General features: G+C 62.9%; 12 protein-coding genes. 8 read left to right on the plus strand and 4 right to left on the minus strand.

What is annotated here, in order from left to right; translation table 11 throughout:
* Positions 1–249 precede the first annotated feature (249 nt).
* Positions 250–3762 (plus strand): DNA-directed RNA polymerase subunit beta, encoded by a 3513-nt coding sequence (rpoB, locus tag QP140_RS04365; RefSeq protein WP_148811618.1) that lies wholly within the window; start codon positions 250–252, stop codon positions 3760–3762.
* 86 nt (positions 3763–3848) lie between these two features.
* A complete protein-coding gene (locus QP140_RS04370) occupies positions 3849–7820 on the plus strand; it encodes a DNA-directed RNA polymerase subunit beta' (RefSeq protein WP_284758402.1) in 3972 nt (1323 codons plus the stop codon).
* Positions 7821–7991: 171 nt separating this feature from the next.
* Here the strand turns inward: QP140_RS04370 and QP140_RS04375 are convergent, their stop codons facing one another.
* Both QP140_RS04375 and QP140_RS04380 read right to left on the minus strand, forming a co-directional pair.
* Positions 7992–8729 carry a DUF1707 SHOCT-like domain-containing protein gene (locus tag QP140_RS04375; protein WP_284758405.1) on the minus strand — a complete coding sequence of 246 codons (738 nt, stop codon included), beginning with the start codon at positions 8727–8729 and terminating at the stop codon, positions 7992–7994.
* Positions 8730–8877: 148 nt separating this feature from the next.
* Entirely contained in the window at positions 8878–9114 is a 237-nt protein-coding gene (locus QP140_RS04380; protein ID WP_284758407.1) for a hypothetical protein, read from the minus strand.
* A 562-nt stretch (positions 9115–9676) separates the two neighbouring features.
* On the opposite strand from QP140_RS04380, the gene QP140_RS04385 reads away from it, so the two are divergent.
* The gene (locus QP140_RS04385; RefSeq protein WP_070758480.1) at positions 9677–9874 is read left to right on the plus strand and encodes a DUF4236 domain-containing protein; all 198 of its coding nucleotides are present in this window, start codon (positions 9677–9679) and stop codon (positions 9872–9874) included.
* Here the strand turns inward: QP140_RS04385 and QP140_RS04390 are convergent.
* Entirely contained in the window at positions 9871–10602 is a 732-nt protein-coding gene (locus QP140_RS04390; RefSeq protein ID WP_015381225.1) for a radical SAM protein, read from the minus strand. The two genes, QP140_RS04385 and QP140_RS04390, sit on opposite strands and share 4 nt — an antisense overlap.
* Positions 10595–12547: a ribonucleoside triphosphate reductase gene (locus QP140_RS04395; protein ID WP_284758410.1), complete on the minus strand. Its 1953-nt coding sequence runs from the start codon at positions 12545–12547 to the stop codon at positions 10595–10597. Before QP140_RS04395 ends, QP140_RS04390 begins: the two co-directional genes overlap by 8 nt.
* A gap of 396 nt (positions 12548–12943) precedes the next feature.
* Between QP140_RS04395 and QP140_RS04400 the strand changes: the two genes are divergently transcribed.
* The 5 genes from QP140_RS04400 (at position 12944) to tuf (ending at position 19996) form a co-directional block, all read left to right on the plus strand.
* Complete coding sequence (locus QP140_RS04400) at positions 12944–14809, plus strand: acyltransferase family protein (RefSeq protein ID WP_284758411.1); 1866 nt, start codon at positions 12944–12946, stop codon at positions 14807–14809.
* Positions 14810–15222: 413 nt separating this feature from the next.
* Entirely contained in the window at positions 15223–15594 is a 372-nt protein-coding gene (rpsL, locus tag QP140_RS04405) for a 30S ribosomal protein S12 (RefSeq protein WP_070758476.1), read from the plus strand.
* Positions 15595–15597: 3 nt separating this feature from the next.
* Positions 15598–16068: a 30S ribosomal protein S7 gene (gene rpsG, locus QP140_RS04410; RefSeq protein WP_070758475.1), complete on the plus strand. Its 471-nt coding sequence runs from the start codon at positions 15598–15600 to the stop codon at positions 16066–16068.
* A gap of 198 nt (positions 16069–16266) precedes the next feature.
* Entirely contained in the window at positions 16267–18375 is a 2109-nt protein-coding gene (fusA, locus tag QP140_RS04415) for an elongation factor G (protein WP_070761044.1), read from the plus strand.
* 430 nt (positions 18376–18805) lie between these two features.
* Positions 18806–19996, plus strand: coding sequence for an elongation factor Tu (tuf, locus tag QP140_RS04420; RefSeq protein ID WP_284758413.1), 1191 nt, complete (start codon positions 18806–18808; stop codon positions 19994–19996).
* Positions 19997–20192 lie beyond the last annotated feature (196 nt).

The raw sequence follows: 20192 nt of genomic DNA on the forward strand, positions 1-20192 counted from the left end.
GCTGGTTAAATTCTGAACCCTTGTGGGCAGGCGAGTTGAGAGATGATGTTCTCACCAACAATCGGCCTTGGCAATGAGCTTCCCTCCAGCAGTCACAGACTGCGGGAAAGCGGATTTGACAAGGTCCTTTAGGCATTCCTGCTTATCCGGCGTTCAGAGTAACACCACCGATATAGACCACCACGAAAAATCGTACGCTCACGCAACCGTTTCCCAGCCTGGCTCCACCCAGGCAAGGAGAAACGCTTAGTGCTGGAAGGACCCATCTTGGCAGTCTCCCGCCAGACAAGTTCAGTGGCCGGAATCCCCGGAGCTTCGACTCGCTACTCTTTCGCGAAGATCGACGCGCCGATCGAGGTTCCAGGCCTTCTTGACCTCCAACGAGAGTCCTTCGCCTGGCTCGTCGGCGCCCCGGAGTGGCGCGCCCGCAGGCAGGCCGAGGCTGGGGAGGGAGTCCGCGTCACGAGCGGACTGGAGGACATCCTCGAAGAGCTGTCCCCCATTGAGGATTATTCGGAAAACATGTCCCTCACGCTCTCGGAGCCACGCTTCGACGACGTGAAGACCTCCATCGACGAGGCCAAGGAAAAGGACATCAACTACGCGGCACCGCTGTACGTGACCGCGGAGTTCACCAACGCCCAGTCCGGCGAAATTAAGTCCCAGACCGTCTTCATCGGCGACTTCCCGATGATGACCGACAAGGGCACCTTCATTATCAACGGCACCGAGCGTGTCGTCGTCTCCCAGCTGGTCCGTTCCCCGGGTGTCTACTTCGACGAGTCGATCGACACCTCCACCGAGCGCCCGCTGCACGGTGTGAAGGTCATCCCGTCCCGCGGTGCGTGGCTGGAGTTCGACGTCGATAAGCGCGACACCGTCGGCGTCCGCATCGACCGTAAGCGCCGCCAGCCGGTGACTGTCCTGCTGAAGGCCCTCGGCCTGACCACCCAGGAGATCACCGACCGCTTCGGCTTCTCCGAGATCATGATGTCCACCCTCGAGAAGGATGGCGTCGAGAACACGGACGAGGCACTGCTGGAGATCTACCGCAAGCAGCGTCCGGGCGAGTCCCCGACCCGCGACTCCGCACAGGCCCTGCTGGAGAACTCCTTCTTCCGCCCGAAGCGCTACGACCTGGCGAAGGTCGGCCGCTACAAGGTCAACCGCAAGCTCGGCCTCGGTGGCGACACCGACGGCACCATGACCCTCACCGAGGAAGACATCCTCACCACGATCGAGTACCTCGTCCGCCTGCACGCGGGCGAGCGCACCATGACCTCCCCGGAGGGCGTGGAGATCCCGATCGAGGTCGACGACATTGACCACTTCGGTAACCGCCGCCTGCGTACGGTCGGCGAGCTGATTCAGAACCAGGTCCGGGTTGGCCTGTCCCGCATGGAGCGCGTCGTCCGCGAGCGCATGACCACGCAGGACGCCGAGTCCATCACCCCGACCTCCCTGATCAACGTGCGTCCGGTCTCGGCAGCGATCCGCGAGTTCTTCGGTACCTCGCAGCTGTCCCAGTTCATGGACCAGAACAACTCCCTGTCCGGCCTGACCCACAAGCGCCGTCTGTCCGCGCTGGGTCCGGGTGGTCTGTCCCGTGAGCGTGCTGGCCTCGAGGTCCGCGACGTTCACCCGTCTCACTACGGCCGCATGTGCCCGATTGAGACCCCAGAGGGTCCGAACATTGGTCTGATCGGTTCCCTGTCCTCCTACGCCCGCGTGAACCCGTTCGGTTTCATCGAGACGCCGTACCGTCGCGTCGTCGATGGCCAGATCACCGACGAGGTCGAGTACTTCACCGCGGATGAAGAGGACCGTCACGTCATCGCTCAGGCGAATACGCCGTTCGATGCGGACATGAAGTTCACTGAGGACCAGATTGAGGTCCGTCTGCGCGGCGGCGACGTGGAGGTCGTCCCGGCAAGCCAGGTGGATTACATGGACGTCTCCCCGCGCCAGATGGTCTCCGTCGCAACCGCGATGATTCCGTTCCTGGAGCACGACGACGCCAACCGTGCCCTCATGGGTGCGAACATGCAGCGTCAGGCTGTGCCGCTGCTGCGCGCCGAGGCCCCGTACGTCGGTACCGGTATCGAGCAGCGCGCTGCCTACGACGCCGGTGACCTGATCATCGCCCCGAAGGCTGGTGTGGTGGAGTACGTCTCCGCTGACTACATCACCATCATGGACGATGAGGGCATCCGCGATACCTTCATGCTGCGCAAGTTCGAGCGCACCAACCAGGGCACCAGCTACAACCAGAAGCCGCTGGTTAACCAGGGCGACCGCGTCGAGGCCGGCCAGGTCATCGCCGACGGCCCGGGCACCGATAACGGTGAGATGGCGCTGGGCAAGAACCTGCTCGTCGCCTTCATGCCGTGGGAGGGCCACAACTACGAGGATGCGATCATCCTCTCCCAGCGCATGGTTGAGGAGGACGTGCTGACCTCGATCCACATCGAGGAGTACGAGATCGACGCCCGCGACACCAAGCTGGGCCCGGAGGAGATCACCCGCGACATCCCGAACGTCGGCGAGGACGTCCTTGCTGACCTCGACGAGCGCGGTATCGTCCGCATCGGTGCGGACGTCCGCGACGGTGACATCCTCGTCGGTAAGGTCACCCCGAAGGGTGAGACGGAGCTGACCCCGGAGGAGCGCCTGCTGCGCGCCATCTTCGGTGAGAAGGCCCGCGAGGTTCGCGATACCTCCATGAAGGTCCCGCACGGTGAGACCGGCAAGGTCATCGGCGTGCGCGTCTTCTCCCGTGAGGACGACGACGACCTCGCCGCTGGCGTCAACGAGATGGTCCGCGTCTACGTCGCCCAGAAGCGCAAGATCCAGGACGGCGATAAGCTCGCCGGCCGCCACGGCAACAAGGGTGTCGTCGGCAAGATCCTGCCGCAGGAGGACATGCCGTTCCTGCCGGACGGTACCCCGGTGGACATCATCCTGAACACCCACGGTGTGCCGCGTCGTATGAACATTGGTCAGGTCCTGGAGGTGCACCTGGGCTGGCTGGCGAAGGCCGGTTGGCAGGTCGACACCAACTCCGACGACCCGAAGATCAAGGCGATGCTGGAGACGCTGCCGGAGGAGCTCTACGACGTTCCGGCCGACTCCCTGACCTCCACCCCGGTGTTCGACGGTGCGTCCAACGCCGAGCTGTCCGGTCTGCTGCGCTCCTCGCGCCCGAACCGCGACGGTATCCGCCTGGTGGATGACTTCGGTAAGGCGCAGCTGATCGACGGCCGTACTGGTGAGCCATACGAGCACCCGATCTCCGTGGGCTACATGTACATGCTGAAGCTGCACCACCTGGTCGACGAGAAGATTCACGCCCGTTCCACCGGTCCTTACTCCATGATTACCCAGCAGCCGCTGGGTGGTAAGGCCCAGTTCGGTGGCCAGCGCTTCGGCGAGATGGAGGTGTGGGCAATGCAGGCATACGGTGCCGCCTACACCCTGCAGGAGCTCCTGACCATCAAGTCCGATGACGTGGTGGGCCGCGTGAAGGTCTACGAGGCGATCGTGAAGGGCGAGAACATCCCGGATCCGGGTATCCCAGAGTCCTTCAAGGTCCTCCTCAAGGAGCTGCAGTCCCTGTGCCTGAACGTTGAGGTTCTGGCCGCGGACGGCACCCCGATGGAGCTGTCCTCCGATGATGACGACGAGCTTGAGTCCGCAAACGCAGCGCTGGGTATTAACCTGCAGCGCGATGAGCGTCCAGACGCCGACATCGACGTTGGCTAACGCTCAAGGCTTCGCACACTTTCAGATTCTGACCTAGGTTCACCCACAATGGCCCTCCACATTCTTGGAGGGGAAAGGAAGTCCACGTGCTGGACGTCAACTTCTTCGACGAACTACGCATTGGCCTGGCCACGGCCGATGACATCCGTCGCTGGTCGCGCGGCGAGGTAAAGAAGCCCGAGACGATCAACTACCGCACCCTCAAGCCAGAGAAGGACGGTCTGTTCTGCGAGCGCATTTTCGGGCCGACCCGCGACTGGGAGTGCTCCTGCGGTAAGTACAAGCGTGTCCGCTACAAGGGCATCATCTGTGAGCGCTGTGGCGTCGAGGTGACCAAGTCCAAGGTTCGCCGTGAGCGCATGGGCCACATCGAGCTGGCCGCTCCGGTGACCCACATTTGGTACTTCAAGGGCGTTCCGTCCCGCCTCGGCTACCTGCTGGATCTGGCCCCGAAGGATCTTGAGAAGATCATCTACTTCGCGGCCAACATCATCACCTCTGTCGATGAGGAGGCTCGTCACAACGACCAGACGACCCTCGAGGCAGAGATGCTGCTCGAGAAGAAGGAGGTCGAGCAGGACCGCGACGCGGAGCTGGCCGACCGTGCCAAGACTCTCGAGGAGGACCTCGCGGAGCTCGAGGCTGCCGGCGCGAAGGCCGACGCCAAGAAGAAGGTACAGAACGCCGCTGACCGCGAGATGCGCCACATCCGTGAGCGCGCTGAGCGAGAGGTGGAGCGCCTCGACGAGATCTGGAACACCTTCGTCAAGCTCGCCCCGAAGCAGATGATCGCGGACGAGACCCTCTACGAGGAGCTGCTCGACCGCTACGAGGATTACTTCACCGGCGGCATGGGCGCGGAGGCTATCCAGACCCTGATCCGCAACTTCGACCTCGAGGCCGAGGCCGAGTCCCTGCGTGAGGTCATCCGCGACGGCAAGGGGCAGCGCAAGCTGCGCGCCCTGAAGCGCCTGAAGGTTGTCGCTGCGTTCCTGCGCTCCGGCAACGACCCGGCCGGCATGGTCCTGGACTGCATCCCGGTCATCCCGCCGGAGCTGCGCCCGATGGTTCAGCTGGACGGTGGCCGCTTCGCGACCTCCGACCTGAACGACCTGTACCGCCGCGTCATCAACCGCAACAACCGCCTGAAGCGCATGCTGGATCTCGGCGCCCCTGAGATCATCGTGAACAACGAGAAGCGCATGCTGCAGGAGTCCGTGGACGCGCTGTTCGACAACGGCCGCCGCGGCCGTCCGGTCACCGGCCCGGGCAACCGTCCGCTGAAGTCCCTCTCCGACCTGCTGAAGGGTAAGCAGGGCCGCTTCCGCCAGAACCTGCTGGGTAAGCGCGTGGACTACTCCGGCCGTTCGGTGATTATCGTTGGTCCGCAGCTCAAGCTGCACCAGTGTGGTCTGCCGAAGCTGATGGCCCTCGAGCTGTTCAAGCCTTTCGTGATGAAGCGCCTGGTGGAGAAGTCCTACGCGCAGAACATCAAGTCCGCGAAGCGCATGGTTGAGCGCCAGCGCCCAGAGGTCTGGGACGTTCTGGAAGAGGCCATCGCCGAGCACCCGGTCATGCTGAACCGTGCACCAACGCTGCACCGCCTGGGTATCCAGGCCTTCGAGCCCGTGCTGATTGAGGGTAAGGCTATTCAGCTGCACCCGCTGGCCTGTGAGGCCTTCAACGCGGACTTCGATGGTGACCAGATGGCAGTCCACCTGCCGCTGTCCGACGAGGCTCAGGCTGAGGCCCGCATCCTGATGCTGGCTTCCAACAACATCCTGTCCCCGGCGTCCGGTAAGCCACTGGCTATGCCGCGTCTGGACATGGTCACCGGCCTGTACTACCTGACCCTGACCAAGGGCAAGGAGGAGTTCGGCGGCCAGGGTGCCTTCACCGAGGCCACCGACCAGGGCCCAGCAACCGGCGTGTACACCTCCCTGGCGGAGGCCATCATGGCCTACGACCGTGGTGTGCTTGGCCTGCAGGCGCCGATCCACGTCCGCATCGACCACCTCCGCCCGCCGGCAGAGGTTGAGGCGGAGCAGTTCCCGGATGGTTGGCAGAAGGGCCAGACCTGGACCGCCGAGACCACCCTGGGCCGCGTGCAGTTCAACGAGCTGCTGCCGTGGAACTACCCGTACGTCGAAGGCGTGATGGACAAGAAGAACCAGGCCGTCGTCATTAACGACCTGGCAGCGAAGTACCCGATGATCACCGTCGCGCAGACGGTGGACAAGCTGAAGGACGCTGGCTTCTACTGGGCAACCCGCTCCGGTGTGACCATCACCATGCACGACGTGCTGGTCCTGCCGAATAAGCAGGAGATCCTCGACGAGTACGAGGCCAAGGCACAGCGCATCGAGAAGAAACTGGCCCGAGGCAAGATCAACGAGTCCGAGCGCTACCAGTCCCTGGTTGACCTGTGGAAGGAAGCAACGGACTTCGTCGGTGAGTCGGTGGAGAAGCTCTACCCGGATGACAACCCGATCCCGATGATCGTGAAGTCCGGTGCTGCCGGTAACATGCGCCAGATCTGGACCCTGGCCGGCATGAAGGGCATGGTCACGAACTCCCGCGGTGACTACATCACCCGCCCGGTGAAGACCTCCTTCCGTGAGGGCCTGTCTGTGCTCGAGTACTTCAACAACTCCCACGGTTCCCGTAAGGGTCTGGCGGATACGGCACTGCGTACCGCTGACTCCGGTTACCTCACTCGTCGTCTGGTGGACGTCGCGCAGGACGTCATCGTCCGCGAGGACGACTGTGGCACCAAGCAGGGCGTTGTTCTGGACGTCTGCACCCCGGTGCTGGACGCCAACGGCGAGAAGACCGGCGAGTTCGCTCGCGCGGACTTCGTCGAGACCTCCGTGCTGGGCCGCTTCCTGGCCGCCGACGCCATCGGCGCGAACGGCGAGGTTGTGTGCGAGGCCGGTGCGATCATCGGCGAGCTGGAGCTGGCCGAGCTGGTCAAGGCTGGTGTGGAGACCATCAAGGCCCGCTCCGTCATGACCTGTGGCACCGCCACCGGCGTGTGCTCTACCTGCTACGGCAAGTCCATGGCGACGGGTAAGAAGGTCGAGATCGGCGAGGCTGTCGGTATCGTGGCTGCCCAGTCCATTGGTGAGCCGGGTACCCAGCTGACGATGCGTACCTTCCACCTCGGTGGTGTTGGTGGCGATATTACGGGTGGTCTGCCGCGTGTTCAGGAGCTGTTCGAGGCTCGTGTTCCGAAGGCGAAGTCCCCGATCGCTTCCGTGGACGGCAAGATCAAGATCGAGGACGACGACGCGTTCTTCACCCTCACGATCATCCCGGACGATGGTTCCGAGGAGGTTGTGTACGAGAAGCTGTCGAAGCGTCAGGGTCTGGCAACGCTGGGCACCGGTGGCGTGGAGCGTCCGCTCCGCGACGGCGACCACGTGAAGATGGGCCAGCAGCTGCTGAAGGGCGCTGCGGATCCGCACGAGGTGCTCCGCGTGATGGGTCGCCGTGGCGTGCAGCAGCATCTGATCAACGAGGTGCAGAAGGTGTACCGCGATCAGGGTGTGGCCATCCACGACAAGCACATCGAGATCATCGTGCGCCAGATGCTGCGCCGTGTGACGGTCATCGACTCCGGCTCCACGGAGTACCTGCCGGGCTCCCTGGTGGATCACTCCGACGCGGTGGCTGCGTCGAAGGAGGCCGTGAAGACGGGTGGCCGCCCGGTCGAGGTTCGCGCCGAGATCATGGGTATCACCAAGGCTTCCCTGGCAACCGAGTCCTGGCTGTCCGCCGCCTCCTTCCAGGAGACCACTCGCGTGCTGACGGACGCTGCGATCAACAAGCGTTCCGATAAGCTCATCGGTCTCAAGGAGAACGTGATCATCGGTAAGCTGATCCCGGCTGGTACGGGTATCGCCCGCTACCGCAACATCCAGGTTCAGCCGACCGAGGAGGCTCGTGCTGCGGCGTTCACGCTGCCGTCGACCTTCGGTGACGGTTTCTACGGTGACGAGGGCTACGGTGAGTTCACCGGCGCGTCCGTCCCGCTGGATGACCTCGGCCTGCACTAAGGCTTAGGGTTTCTAGGCTTGGGCCTAGAGGTTTAAGGCCTCAGGGTTTTTAAAACCCTGAGGCCTTTTGCTGTGCGCGGGGAGGGGGGACGGGGCTTCGGGGATGGGGGAGCGGGCGCAGCGGAAATGAGCGCCGATACGAGCGAAGGGGTGCGGCAGTGCCGGCCCCGCTTAGTCCAGGCGCAAGACGCGCACGGTGACGGAGCCGAGGTTGTGCGAGCCCGTGATGCGCAGTGTGGGAGCGTTCTCGGGGAGCCGCTCCGGTGGCACAGCCCCACGGGCGACCTTGAAAATCGTGTTCCCGAGTGCCCCGTCGGCGTCGACGGTGACCCGGATTCCCTCCGGAACAAGAACCTCGATCGTCCCGAGAGCACCGGCGACATCGAAGGTGGTGTGGTGGGATGCGAGACGTGCGGACATAAGATCTACGGTCACGTTGCCCCCATGGGCTCGGATTTCTTGATAGGCGGGCACGGTCCAGTGGTGGAGCCGACGGTCAGAGAACAGAGCCTGCACCCTGTTGTTGGGTAGGTTCTCCCCGGTGACCAGCTGGTTGGTGAAGTAGGTGACCTCTTCCGGGGATCGTGCGGGTACCGCCGGACGGTTGAAATTAGTGAGCTTTTCCCAGAAGCTTTGCCCATTATTTTTGGGCGCAGGCCGCTGCGTGGCAGGGCTCGGGCTCGTCGGGGCAGTAGGGGCCGACGGGTGGCCGTAGAGTGCCGCGCGCGGGTCGAGGAAAAGATCTGTCAGCGGCACGAGCAGCTCGCCTCGGGTCTGGGCGACCATGCACTGCTGCACTCGCTCGTCGAACTCCGCGATGCTGATCTGGCCGCGGCCGAGGGCATCGTGGAGGAGAGCTTGGGCGCGGTTGCGGTCATTGTCATCGCAACGGAGGGCATCGTCGTTCATGGCTAAGAGGATAGTTGAGTCGCGCGCTTCGCGGATACCCATGGATCTTGCGCAGCGAGCTGTGGACTCCGTCTGCAATATTCGGCTTTAGCTGCAGAAAAGGGCCCTCTGTGGGGTACTGGGCGTGGCTGCAAGCCTTGTCCGATCCCTAACCGTGCTGTGGCACCTTCACCTCACCGAAGTCGCCCGCGCAGCTCATCGACGTATTAGTTTCTTGAGCTCTCGCAGCCGTCGGAGCTGAGCAATTGCCACCGGGAATCTTCACGATCTGGGCGTTGCCGTGGTTATAAGCGTCATAAGGCATGCCGTTCGCGTACCCCTGCATTGCTTCCAACCCCGCAGGGCAATCCGTGCCGGCGGTGACTGCGTATACCTTCTGGTTCACCACCGGCTCGCTGGGCTGCGAGAAATCACGAGTTTTTACCTGCCCGCAATAATCCCCAGGCTGCGTATCCGCGGGTGCGGCGTTCGGGGTCGGCTTTCCTGCTACCGGGGACGCCTCACCCTCCGATTCTCCCGCGCTCTGAGGTCGTGCCGAAGCAGTGCTTCTGTCCTGAACGGGAGGTTTTTCGGCGTCGGTCGGCTGTGGCTTCCTCGAGCTACTCGAGGTTTCGGGAGCGGTGTTTGCCGTGGTCGAGGATTCGGATGCAGTGGTGCTGGTTGGAGTCGAGGGCTGTGAGGCGTTGGGGGTGTCCTCGGAACTGCAGCCGGAGAGTAGGCCGGCTGCGAGCAACGGTGCGACGATCGCGACGGCACGCGGCGAACGGTGCAAAGTTGTGCGTCCTGAGGTTGGCTGGGCGTTTCCAATACGGGTTGTGGTCATCATGGGGGAGACTGTAGCGCGCAGTGCGGACACGGGTGCCGGTTTTCCCTCACAGGAAGGTGAGGGGGCCGTAGATTATTCACCGTTGAGTCGGACGAAGATGTAGACGCTAGAATCTTGCCCCATGGGAATCTTTTTTCGTGAGTCCAAGAAGGTCGGCCGCAACGGTCGCATCAACGTCTCCAGCGGCGGGGTGGGTGGCTCCTACAAGCTGGGTCCGGCCCGCATCACCCAAAAGGCCAATGGGCAGCAGATGATCCGCATCCAGACCGGCATCCCGGGCCTGAACTTCACCAAGACCTTCGGCAAGAAGCGCCGCTAAGCCACATAGCGCCCGGCGCCATCGACGTTCCGGGCCCACTGCAGGTGTAGCTCGTGCCCGAGCTTTGCGACCTCGCCCTGGAGCTCCTCAAGGTGCTGCTCGATCACCGAGCCCGGCCAGAGCGTGGTGCGCATCTGCAGTTCCACGCCGTACTGTTCCGCCGCGGCGGCGGCTACGCGTAGTGAATCCCACATTCGCTCCGCGGCCCGCGGCGCCAGCCCCGTGACTGCAGCAGCATGACGGGGGAGTGCCTTAACATCCAGCCCGATCCAGTCGGGTCGCGTGGCCTCCTTGGACAGCAAGGCGCGCAACCGCGCCGGCGCGTACCCGCTGGTGTGCAATCCCACCGGGAAGCCAGCAGCCTTCGTGTCCGCAATCGCTGCGGGTAGCCCGGCGGCCGCTAGTGGCTCCCCACCAGAGATCACCAAACCGTCAAGCATCCCCCGGCGCCGCTCCATGAGCTCCAGAGCATCCGAGAAGAGCGGTCGGCCTTCAGCTGTGGCAGATCCTACGCCTCTGGTGGCCCCCTCCACACCGGAGGCTGGCTCGCTACCAGCTATCACTGGGAAATCCTGCAGCTGTGCATTGTGGCAGTACACGCAGCGCAGCGGGCAGCCCTGGGTGAACACCGTCGCTGTCAATTTTCCCGGCCAGTCAGTGGCAGAAAAGGGGATGAGCCCTGCCAAGGCCAAGCTGTTGGCGTCCTCAAAAACAGCGGAATTACGCATCTGGTCGAGCCCCGACCGCGGACGGCGAGAACTCGCCAACCTGCCCAGTGCTGACTAGTCCAGTATTCTGCGACCCCGCACCGTCAATCTCAGCACCGCCCAGCCCGGCCTCAGCCTCGCGGAAGTACTCCCGCTCGCTGAACTCGCCGCGCTTGCCGGTGTTGAAGCTGCTCGTCGGCCGGAAGTAGCCCATCACGCGCGTCCACACCTCGGTATCGGTGCCGCAGTTGGGACACTGCGGGTGTTCGCCGGCAAGGTAGCCATGCTGTGGGCATACCGAGAACGTCGGGGTGACCGTCAGGTACGGCAGCTCGAAGCTCTCCAGCGCCCGGCGTACCAAGGTCGCGCAGGCCTCCCCGGAGCTCATCGCGGCTCCCATGTAGAGGTGCAGCACGGTGCCGCCGGTGTACTTCTTCTGCAGTTCCTCCTGCTCGACCAGTGCCTCGAAGGGGTCCGGGGTGTGCGCCACGGGCAGCTGCGAGGAATTGGTGTAGTACGGCTGCTCTGCGGTGCCGGCCTGCAGGATTTCCGGGTAGCGTGCGCGGTCCTCGCGGGCGAAGCGGTAGGTCGCACCTTCAGCCGGGGTGGCTTCCAGGTTGTAGAGGTTGCCGGTAGCTTCCTGTGCTTCGAGGAGCCGCTCGTTGAGGTGGTCGAGTAGCCGGGCGACGAGCGCGTGGCCCTCGTGGTCGGTGATGTCGCGGGCCCCGCCGGTGAAGTTGCGAACCATCTCGTTGCAGCCGTTCACGCCGATGGTCGAGAAGTGGTTGTTCAGGCTGGGCAGCCAGCGGCTGGTGTAGGGGTAGAGTCCCCGTTCCATGTTCTCGGCGACGAACTGCCGTCGCCGCTCCAGCGTGTCGACCGCGAGGTCCACGAGTTCGTCGACTGCCGCGAAGAGTGCTGCTTCGTCGCCGCGGTGCAGGTAGCCGAGCCGCGCGCAGTTGATCGTGACGACGCCAATCGAGCCGGTCAGCTCGGAAGAGCCGAAAAGGCCATTGCCACGCTTCATAAGCTCGCGGAGATCCAGCTGCAGGCGGCAGCACATGGAGCGAACCATGCCCGGGTCGAGGTCCGAGTTGAGGAAGTTCTGGAAGTACGGCAGTCCGTACTTGGCGGTCATGTCGAAAAGCAACGCGGCGTTGGTGCTGTACCAGTCGAAGTCCGGGGTGATGTTGTAGGTGGGGATGGGAAAGGTGAACGGGCGGCCATCGGCATCCCCGGCGCTCATGACCTCCAGGAAGGCCCGGTTAATTATGTCCATCTCTGCTTGGAGTTCGCCGTAGGTGAAGTCCACGGGCTCGCCCCCGATGAGTGGGTTCTGTTCTGCGAGGTCGGCGGGGCAGGTCCAGTCGAAGGTGAGGTTGGTGAAGGGGGTTTGGGTGCCCCAGCGGGAGGGCACGTTGAGGTTATAGATGAATTCCTGCAGGCACTGCTTGACTTCCTCGAAGCTGAGGCTATCCAGGCGGACGAAGGGGGCCATGTAGGTGTCGAAGCTGGAGAACGCCTGGGCGCCGGCCCACTCGTTTTGTAGGGTGCCGAGGAAGTTGACTGCCTGGCCGCAGGCGCTGGAGAGGTGGCGGGGCGGATGGGAAGAGATCGCGCCCGGGACGCCGCCGAAGCCTTCTTCGAGGAGTTGGCGCAGGGACCAGCCGGCGCAGTAGCCGGTGAGGCTGTCGAGGTCGTGGATGTGGATATCGCCGGAGCGGTGGGCGGCGCCAGCCTCGGGGGCGAAGATCTCGTCCAGCCAGTAGTTTGCGGCGACCTTGCCGGAGGCGTTGAGGATGAGCCCGCCGATTGAGTAGTCCTGGTTTGCGTTGGCGTTGATGCGCCAGTCTTGGCGGTGCAGGTACTCCTCGACTGTTTCGGTGGGGTCGACGGCGACTCGCCGCTGCGCGTTGCGGGTGTGGTCTGTGCGGTGGGCTGAGGATCGAATGCTGGGTGCGGACATGGAGGCTCCTCTCGTCGGGGTGGGGATGAGCCGTGGCGGGTGGGGTTCCACCCCGGCTGGTGCCAAATAACATACGTGGAATTCCGGGCCCCGCAAGCAATGGAAGCGCAATATATAGATGGTGACGCGTCTATAATGCCCATATGTAGTGCCTACTTGTGCGTGTGGTGTGTTTGATGCGCACGTGTAGTGAGAGCGTGATCTTGGCCTCATTGGGGTGTCGAAGTGGTTCCGCAGTGCTCCCGTCATGGCTCGCCACCCCTCTCGCCTGCCTGCGACGGGAAGGTGAGCTGGGCGTTAACTGAGCATGGCCCTAAAGCCCCCTCTTCGGCTGCAATGTTGCCCGCCTGTGGTGCTAATCTCACGTGGTGGCAATTCGAGCCGGAGGGAGTAGAAGTGCACGTCCGAATTCGTCAGATCGCGGGTCTCGACGGGCTGCGAGGGGTCGCGGTGGCAGCTGTGGTGCTGTACCACTTCTTCGGCGACCTTCTGCCCGGCGGGTTCATGGGCGTGGACGTCTTCTTCGTGCTCTCCGGCTTCCTCATCACGTCGATTCTGCTGCGCGAAGTTGCCCTCACTCAGGGCGTGAGCTTCCGGGTCTTCTGGAGGCGACGCCTGCGGCGCATCGCCCCGTTGGCCCTGTTCGTTCTCATCATGACGACGGCCGTGGTGGGGACGATCGGCGGCGATCTTGCGGTGAAGCTGCGCGCCCAGTTTTTCGGTACCGCGTTCTTCGTTAATAACTGGGTGCAGATCGCGAACGCTGAGTCCTATTTCGCGAAGTCGGATATCCAGGTCACTGCACACTATTGGTCGCTGGCGATCGAGGAGCAGTACTACCTGATCTGGCCGATTCTGGTTTGGCTGGTGCTGCTCGCCGTGCGGCGCAACGCGATCCGCTTCCGCCCGCGCATGGCGGTGCTGACGGCGGTGTTGGCCGTCGCCTCCATGGTCGCGATGGCGGTGATCTTCGATCCGCAGCAGGACCCGTCGCGGGTCTACTACGGCACGGATACTCACGCTTTTGGTCTGCTGCTCGGTTCGCTGGTCGCGCTCCTGCTGACCTCCCCGGTGCGTTCCCGGGTCGCGGACTCGCATCCGCGCCGCCTCAACTGGTTCAAGCATCAGCTGCTCGCGGACTGGGTCCCTGCCCTGGCCTTCGTGGGGCTCGTGGCGATGATGATGACCGTGCACGCGGAAAGTGCGTTCACCTACCGTGGCGGGCTGGTCATCTCCAGCCTGTTGACTTCTCTGGTCGTGATGGGGCTGGCGCGCGGAGATAACGCCATCGACGAGTGGATGAACATCCGCGTGCTCCGCTGGCTGGGGCACCGCTCCTTCTCCATCTACCTGTGGCACTGGCCGATCGTGATGATTCTGCCGGTTCTGATGCCCAAGGCCCCCGAGTGGCTCATCGGCCTCGTGGCTGTGATTCTTACCGCCCTGATCTCCGAGTGGAGCTTTAATCACATCGAAACGCCGTTCCGGCGCCACGGTTACCGCAAGACGATCAAGGGCTGGTTTAGTGGTGGAGTGATGCGCAAACTGAGTGTCGGATTCGCCGTCGTCCTCGTGGGGGCGCTGACCGCCTGCGGGCTGGCCACCGCTCCTTCGGAGTCGAGCCTGGAAAAGGACCTGAAGGAAAAGTCCGAGCGCCTGCAGAAGGCCAACGAGGAAGCAGCTAAGACCACCCCGCCCGTCCCGAAGGATGGCAGCAAGATCCCGGTCGAGGATCGCAAGATGCCTTCCGGCAACAAGATCAGCATGGTCGGTGACTCCGTGATGCTGGCCTCCGTGGATGCGCTGCAGGAGAAGTTCCCTGGCACGACCGTGGACGCAGCACAGAGCAGGCACTACATCGCAGCCCTGCCGATCCTGCAGCAGATGGCGGACGCCGGAACGCTGCGCGAGTTCGTGGTGCTCGGCCTGGGCACCAATGGCCCCTCCGACGGCGCGGGGGACCCGGAGATGCTGAAGAAGATCCGGGAGGCCGTGGGCAAGGATCGCGTCATTATCTACGTGATGCCCTACGGTGACCGTGACTGGATGGCGCACGCCAACGAGGAGCTCATCGCGGAGGCGAAGAAGACCCCGAACGTTTACCTCGCGAACTGGTGCGAGGCAGCGAAGGAGAACGACGACTTCGTCGATGGCATCCACCCGGGCGAAAAGGGTGCGAAGCTCTACGCCGGCGCGGTGAAGGATGCGCTCAAGCAGTGGAAGAGCGGCAAGAAGGATATTCCACAGAGCTGCAGTAACTAGCTCACGGTTAGGGGGAAAGGCGGCAACACGGCGGGGGAGTGAGGCTGGGCTGGGGACTGTTAGCGCCAGCTAGGGCCACTCGCGGCCGCCTGCCGGTACGTGCGTCTGGAGTTACGCCCGAAAGTACCTCCGGGTGCATTTGGTTTTCGGTAGCCACTGGAGTAATCTGACCCGCGTAGATTGTATTGCTCCGATGGCGCGTACCGAATGGTAAACGGCAGAGGGTGCTTAATACAGGGATCTTCGTGCCGAGTGCGCGGAGTGATACAAAACGGTAGTGGCCCCGGAAAGAGCCCCCATTTTTTGCTGTTCAAGGGTGTTTTCGCTCAGTTCGGCAAGTGGGTGCCCCGCCAGGGGGTTCACGACATACCGAGGCTTCTGCAAGTTTAAAACCCAAAGAAGAAAGTCTATCTATGCCAACTATTCAGCAGCTGATCCGCAAGGGTCGCCACGATAAGCCGGGCAAGGTTGCGACCGCCGGCCTGAAGGGCTCCCCGCAGCGTCGTGGCGTGTGCACCCGCGTGTACACCACCACCCCGAAGAAGCCGAACTCGGCTCTGCGTAAGGTCGCCCGTGTCCGCCTGACCTCCGGCATCGAGGTCTCCGCTTACATCCCAGGTGAGGGCCACAACCTCCAGGAGCACTCCATGGTGCTCGTCCGCGGTGGTCGTGTGAAGGACCTCCCGGGTGTTCGCTACAAGATCGTCCGTGGCGCTCTGGATACCCAGGGTGTCAAGGACCGTAAGCAGGCACGTTCCCGCTACGGCGTCAAGAAGGAGAAGTAAGCCATGCCACGTAAAGGTCCAGTAGCACAGCGCCCACTCGTCAAGGACCCGGTGTACGGCGACGTCCTCGTCTCCCAGCTGGTCAACAAGATCCTGATCGACGGCAAGAAGTCCACCGCTGAGCGCATCGTCTACGGTGCCCTCGAGCAGTGCCGCGAGAAGACCGGCACCGACCCGGTCCTGACCCTGAAGAAGGCACTCGACAACGTCAAGCCGGCCCTCGAGGTTCGTTCCCGCCGCGTCGGTGGCGCAACCTACCAGGTCCCGGTCGACGTCCGTCCGGGCCGTTCCACCACCCTGGCGCTGCGTTGGCTCGTCACCTTCAGCCGCCAGCGTCGCGAGAACTCCATGGTTGAGCGTCTCGCCAACGAGATCCTCGATGCCTCCAACGGCCTGGGCGCTTCCGTGAAGCGTCGCGAGGACATCCACAAGATGGCTGAGGCTAACCGCGCCTTCGCTCACTACCGCTGGTAGTCGCTTGACCGGCTGGCCGCGGTCGCTGCGGCTAGCCCAGGCGGGAGTAGTGGGGGAGGGAAAACTTCCCCTACTCCAGACGGCCATAAAAATGGCAAAATAGAACCTGAACAGACCAATGCGGCTCGCTAGGCCTTATGCGACCAACAACCTTAAGGTCCGGGCCGCTCGACAACGATTGAGCGGAGTTTTTAACCAGTGGCACTCGAAGCACTGACCGACCTGAAGAAGGTCCGCAACATCGGCATCATGGCCCACATCGATGCCGGTAAGACCACCACCACCGAACGCATCCTCTTCTACACCGGTATCAACCGTAAGGTGGGCGAGACCCACGACGGTGCATCCACGATGGACTGGATGGACCAGGAGAAGGAGCGCGGCATCACGATTACGTCCGCCGCGACGACCTGCTTCTGGAACGACAACCAGATCAACCTGATCGATACCCCGGGTCACGTCGACTTCACCGTTGAGGTCGAGCGTTCCCTGCGTGTCCTGGACGGCGCTGTTGCTGTCTTCGACGCGAAGGAAGGCGTTGAGCCGCAGTCTGAGCAGGTCTGGCGCCAGGCTGATAAGTACGACGTCCCGCGCATCTGCTTCGTCAACAAGATGGACAAGCTGGGTGCGGACTTCTACCACACCGTGCAGACCATCATCGACCGCCTCGGCGCGAAGCCGCTGGTCATGGAGCTGCCGATCGGCGCTGAGGACAACTTCGAGGGTGTTGTCGACCTGCTGCAGATGAAGGCCCTGATGTGGCCAGGCGTCGTTGCCGCAGGTACCGAGCCGACCATCGAGGAGATCCCGGCCGACCTGCAGGAGAAGGCTGAGGAGTACCGCGAGAAGCTGATCGAGGCTGTCGCGGAGTCCGACGAAGAGCTCATGGAGCGCTACTTCGCCGGCGAGGAGATCACCGTCGACGAGATCAAGAAGCAGATCCGTCAGCTCACCATCAACGGCGAGGCATACCCGGTCTTCTGTGGTACCGCCTACAAGAACAAGGGCATCCAGCCGATCCTGGACGCCATCATCGACTACCTGCCGAACCCGATGGACGTCGGCTCGATCAAGGGCTTCGACCCGAAGGACCGCGAGGTTGAGCGCAACCGCAAGCCGTCCCGCGACGAGCCATTCTCCGCGCTGGCGTTCAAGGTCGCTGTTCACCCGTTCTTCGGCAAGCTGACCTACGTCCGCGTCTACTCCGGCTCCGTGGAGACCGGCGACAAGATCGTCAACTCCACCAAGGAAAAGCCGGAGCGCGTCGGCAAGCTGTTCCAGATGCACTCCAACAAGGAGCAGCCGGTTGACCGCGCATCCGCTGGTCACATCTACGCCTTCATCGGCCTGAAGGACACCTCCACCGGTGACACCCTGTCCGACGCCGCTAACCCGGTCGTTCTCGAGGACATGGACTTCCCGGACCCGGTCATCGAGGTGGCTATCGAGCCGAAGACCAAGTCCGACCAGGAGAAGCTGGGCACCGCTATCCAGAAGCTGGCGGAGGAGGACCCGACCTTCACCGTGAAGCTGGACGAGGAGACCGGCCAGACCGTCATCGGCGGTATGGGCGAGCTGCACCTCGACGTGCTGGTGGACCGCATGAAGCGCGAGTTCAAGGTCGAGGCAAACGTTGGTGCTCCGCAGGTTGCTTACCGCGAGACCATCAAGAAGCCGGTCGAGAAGCTCGAGTACACGCACAAGAAGCAGACCGGCGGTTCCGGTCAGTTCGCTCGCGTCATCATCGCTCTGGAGCCGCTGGAGCCGGAGGAGGGCTCCGAGGAGACCTACGAGTTCATCGACGAGGTCACCGGTGGCCGTATTCCGAAGGAGTACATCCCGTCGGTCGACCAGGGTATCCAGGACGCCATGCAGTACGGTTACCTCGCTGGCTTCCCGCTGGTGAACATCAAGGCCACCCTGCTGGACGGTGCTTACCACGAGGTTGACTCCTCCGAGATGGCCTTCAAGCTGGCTGGTTCCATGGCTCTCAAGGAGGCCGTGGCGAAGGCTAAGCCGGTTCTGCTGGAGCCGATGATGGCCGTGGAGATCATCACCCCTGAGGAGTACATGGGTGAGGTCATCGGCGACGTCAACTCCCGCCGTGGCTCCGTGTCCTCCATGGAGGACCGCTCCGGTGCGAAGGTCGTTAAGGCCCGCGTCCCGCTGTCCCAGATGTTCGGCTACGTTGGCGACCTGCGTTCCAAGACCCAGGGCCGCGCCAACTACTCCATGATCTTCGACTCCTACGCTGAGGTTCCTCAGAACGTGGCCGAGGAGATCATCGCCGAGCGCACCGGCAAGTAGTTCCCGATGCGGGGTGGGCTAGCTGCTAGTGCTAGCTAGCCTCCCGACGTCGAGGTTCTACACCTTTAAGCCCGCCCGGGTGCGGATCACGCGAGTGGAACCGCGCGAAACCTGGGCAAACACCAACCCCGCACCTGCGGGGTGGGGTAGGGGCTTGCACGTCGCACCATCGAAGTTTTTAAAGTACTTCACATTTGAGTATGATGCGGTGTGCTGGCCGTTACCCACTTGGAGAGCCTTAAGAGTTCTTCAGGGTGGCTGAGATCAAGCGCCAGCGCGTCTGGTTGCTGATTTCAGGACAGTATGTAATCGGCATAATAAATTTCGGTTTGTCAGCTACCTGCCGTTAAGAGGTAAAATGGTGAACCGGAGAAGTAAATCAATGTGGCTGCGAGAGTCGTAGCCACCGAGAAGTCCAGGAGGACACTAAGTGGCGAAGGCAAAGTTCGAGCGCACAAAGCCGCACGTAAACATCGGTACCATCGGTCACGTTGACCACGGTAAGACCACCACGACTGCTGCGATCACCAAGGTTCTGCACGAGACCTACCCAGAGCAGAACAAGGCCTTCGCCTACGACGCCATCGACAAGGCGCCGGAGGAGAAGGAGCGCGGCATCACGATTAACATTTCTCACGTCGAGTACGAGACTGAGAAGCGTCACTACGCACACGTCGATGCCCCGGGTCACGCTGACTACGTCAAGAACATGATCACCGGTGCTGCTCAGATGGACGGCGCCATCCTGGTTGTTGCTGCAACCGATGGCCCGATGCCGCAGACCCGTGAGCACGTTCTGCTGGCTCGCCAGGTCGGCGTTCCGTACATCCTCGTTGCACTGAACAAGTGCGACATGGTTGACGATGAGGAGCTCCTCGAGCTCGTCGAGATGGAGGTCCGCGAGCTGCTGGGCGAGCAGGGCTTCGACGAGGAGGCTCCGGTCGTCCCGATCTCCGCACTGGGCGCCCTGGAGGGCGAGCAGAAGTGGGTCGACTCCATCCTCGAGCTGATGAAGGCTTGCGACGAGTCCATCCCGGACCCGGAGCGCGAGACCGACAAGCCGTTCCTGATGCCGGTTGAGGACATCTTCACCATTACCGGTCGCGGTACCGTCGTTACCGGCCGTGTTGAGCGTGGCGTCCTGAACCTGAACGACGAGGTCGAGATCCTGGGCATCCGCGAGAAGTCCACCAAGACCACCGTCACCTCCATCGAGATGTTCAACAAGCTGCTGGACACCGCAGAGGCTGGCGACAACGCTGCACTGCTGCTGCGTGGTCTGAAGCGTGAGGACGTCGAGCGTGGCCAGGTCATCGCTAAGCCGGGCGCTTACACCCCGCACAGCGAGTTCGAGGGCTCCGTCTACGTCCTGTCCAAGGACGAGGGCGGCCGTCACACCCCGTTCTTCGACAACTACCGTCCGCAGTTCTACTTCCGTACCACCGACGTCACCGGTGTCGTTTCCCTGCCAGAGGGCACCGACATGGTCATGCCGGGCGACAACGTTGAGATGAGCGTCAAGCTGATCCAGCCGGTCGCAATGGACGAGGGCCTGCGCTTCGCTATCCGTGAGGGTGGCCGCACCGTTGGTGCTGGTCGTGTGACCAAGATCAACAAGTAATACTGCTTCTTTAAGCGGTTGGCTTGCCGCTAGCCCCTAGGGGCCGGCGGAAAGCTTGAACCCCCGGAGCTTCGCTTCTCAGCGAGCTACCGGGGGTTTGTTGCGTCTATAGGGGGCGGCTTAAGTTCTAGTGGTCGTTGCAACACTGATCTGAAGGGTTGGTGTTGGTGATGACGGTGTCACGGTGGGATCCACC

Source organism: Corynebacterium sp. UMB9976, from assembly GCF_030212265.1.
Taxonomy (GTDB): Bacteria; Actinomycetota; Actinomycetes; order Mycobacteriales; family Mycobacteriaceae; genus Corynebacterium.

Coding starts and splice junctions, on each gene's coding strand:
- QP140_RS04375 (WP_284758405.1), bottom strand. CDS start 8,729: ATGAACGACGATGCCCTCCGTTGCGATGACAATGACCGCAACCGCGCC.
- QP140_RS04385 (WP_070758480.1), top strand. CDS start 9,677: ATGGGAATCTTTTTTCGTGAGTCCAAGAAGGTCGGCCGCAACGGTCGC.
- QP140_RS04390 (WP_015381225.1), bottom strand. CDS start 10,602: ATGCGTAATTCCGCTGTTTTTGAGGACGCCAACAGCTTGGCCTTGGCA.
- QP140_RS04395 (WP_284758410.1), bottom strand. CDS start 12,547: ATGTCCGCACCCAGCATTCGATCCTCAGCCCACCGCACAGACCACACC.
- rpsL (WP_070758476.1), top strand. CDS start 15,223: ATGCCAACTATTCAGCAGCTGATCCGCAAGGGTCGCCACGATAAGCCG.
- rpsG (WP_070758475.1), top strand. CDS start 15,598: ATGCCACGTAAAGGTCCAGTAGCACAGCGCCCACTCGTCAAGGACCCG.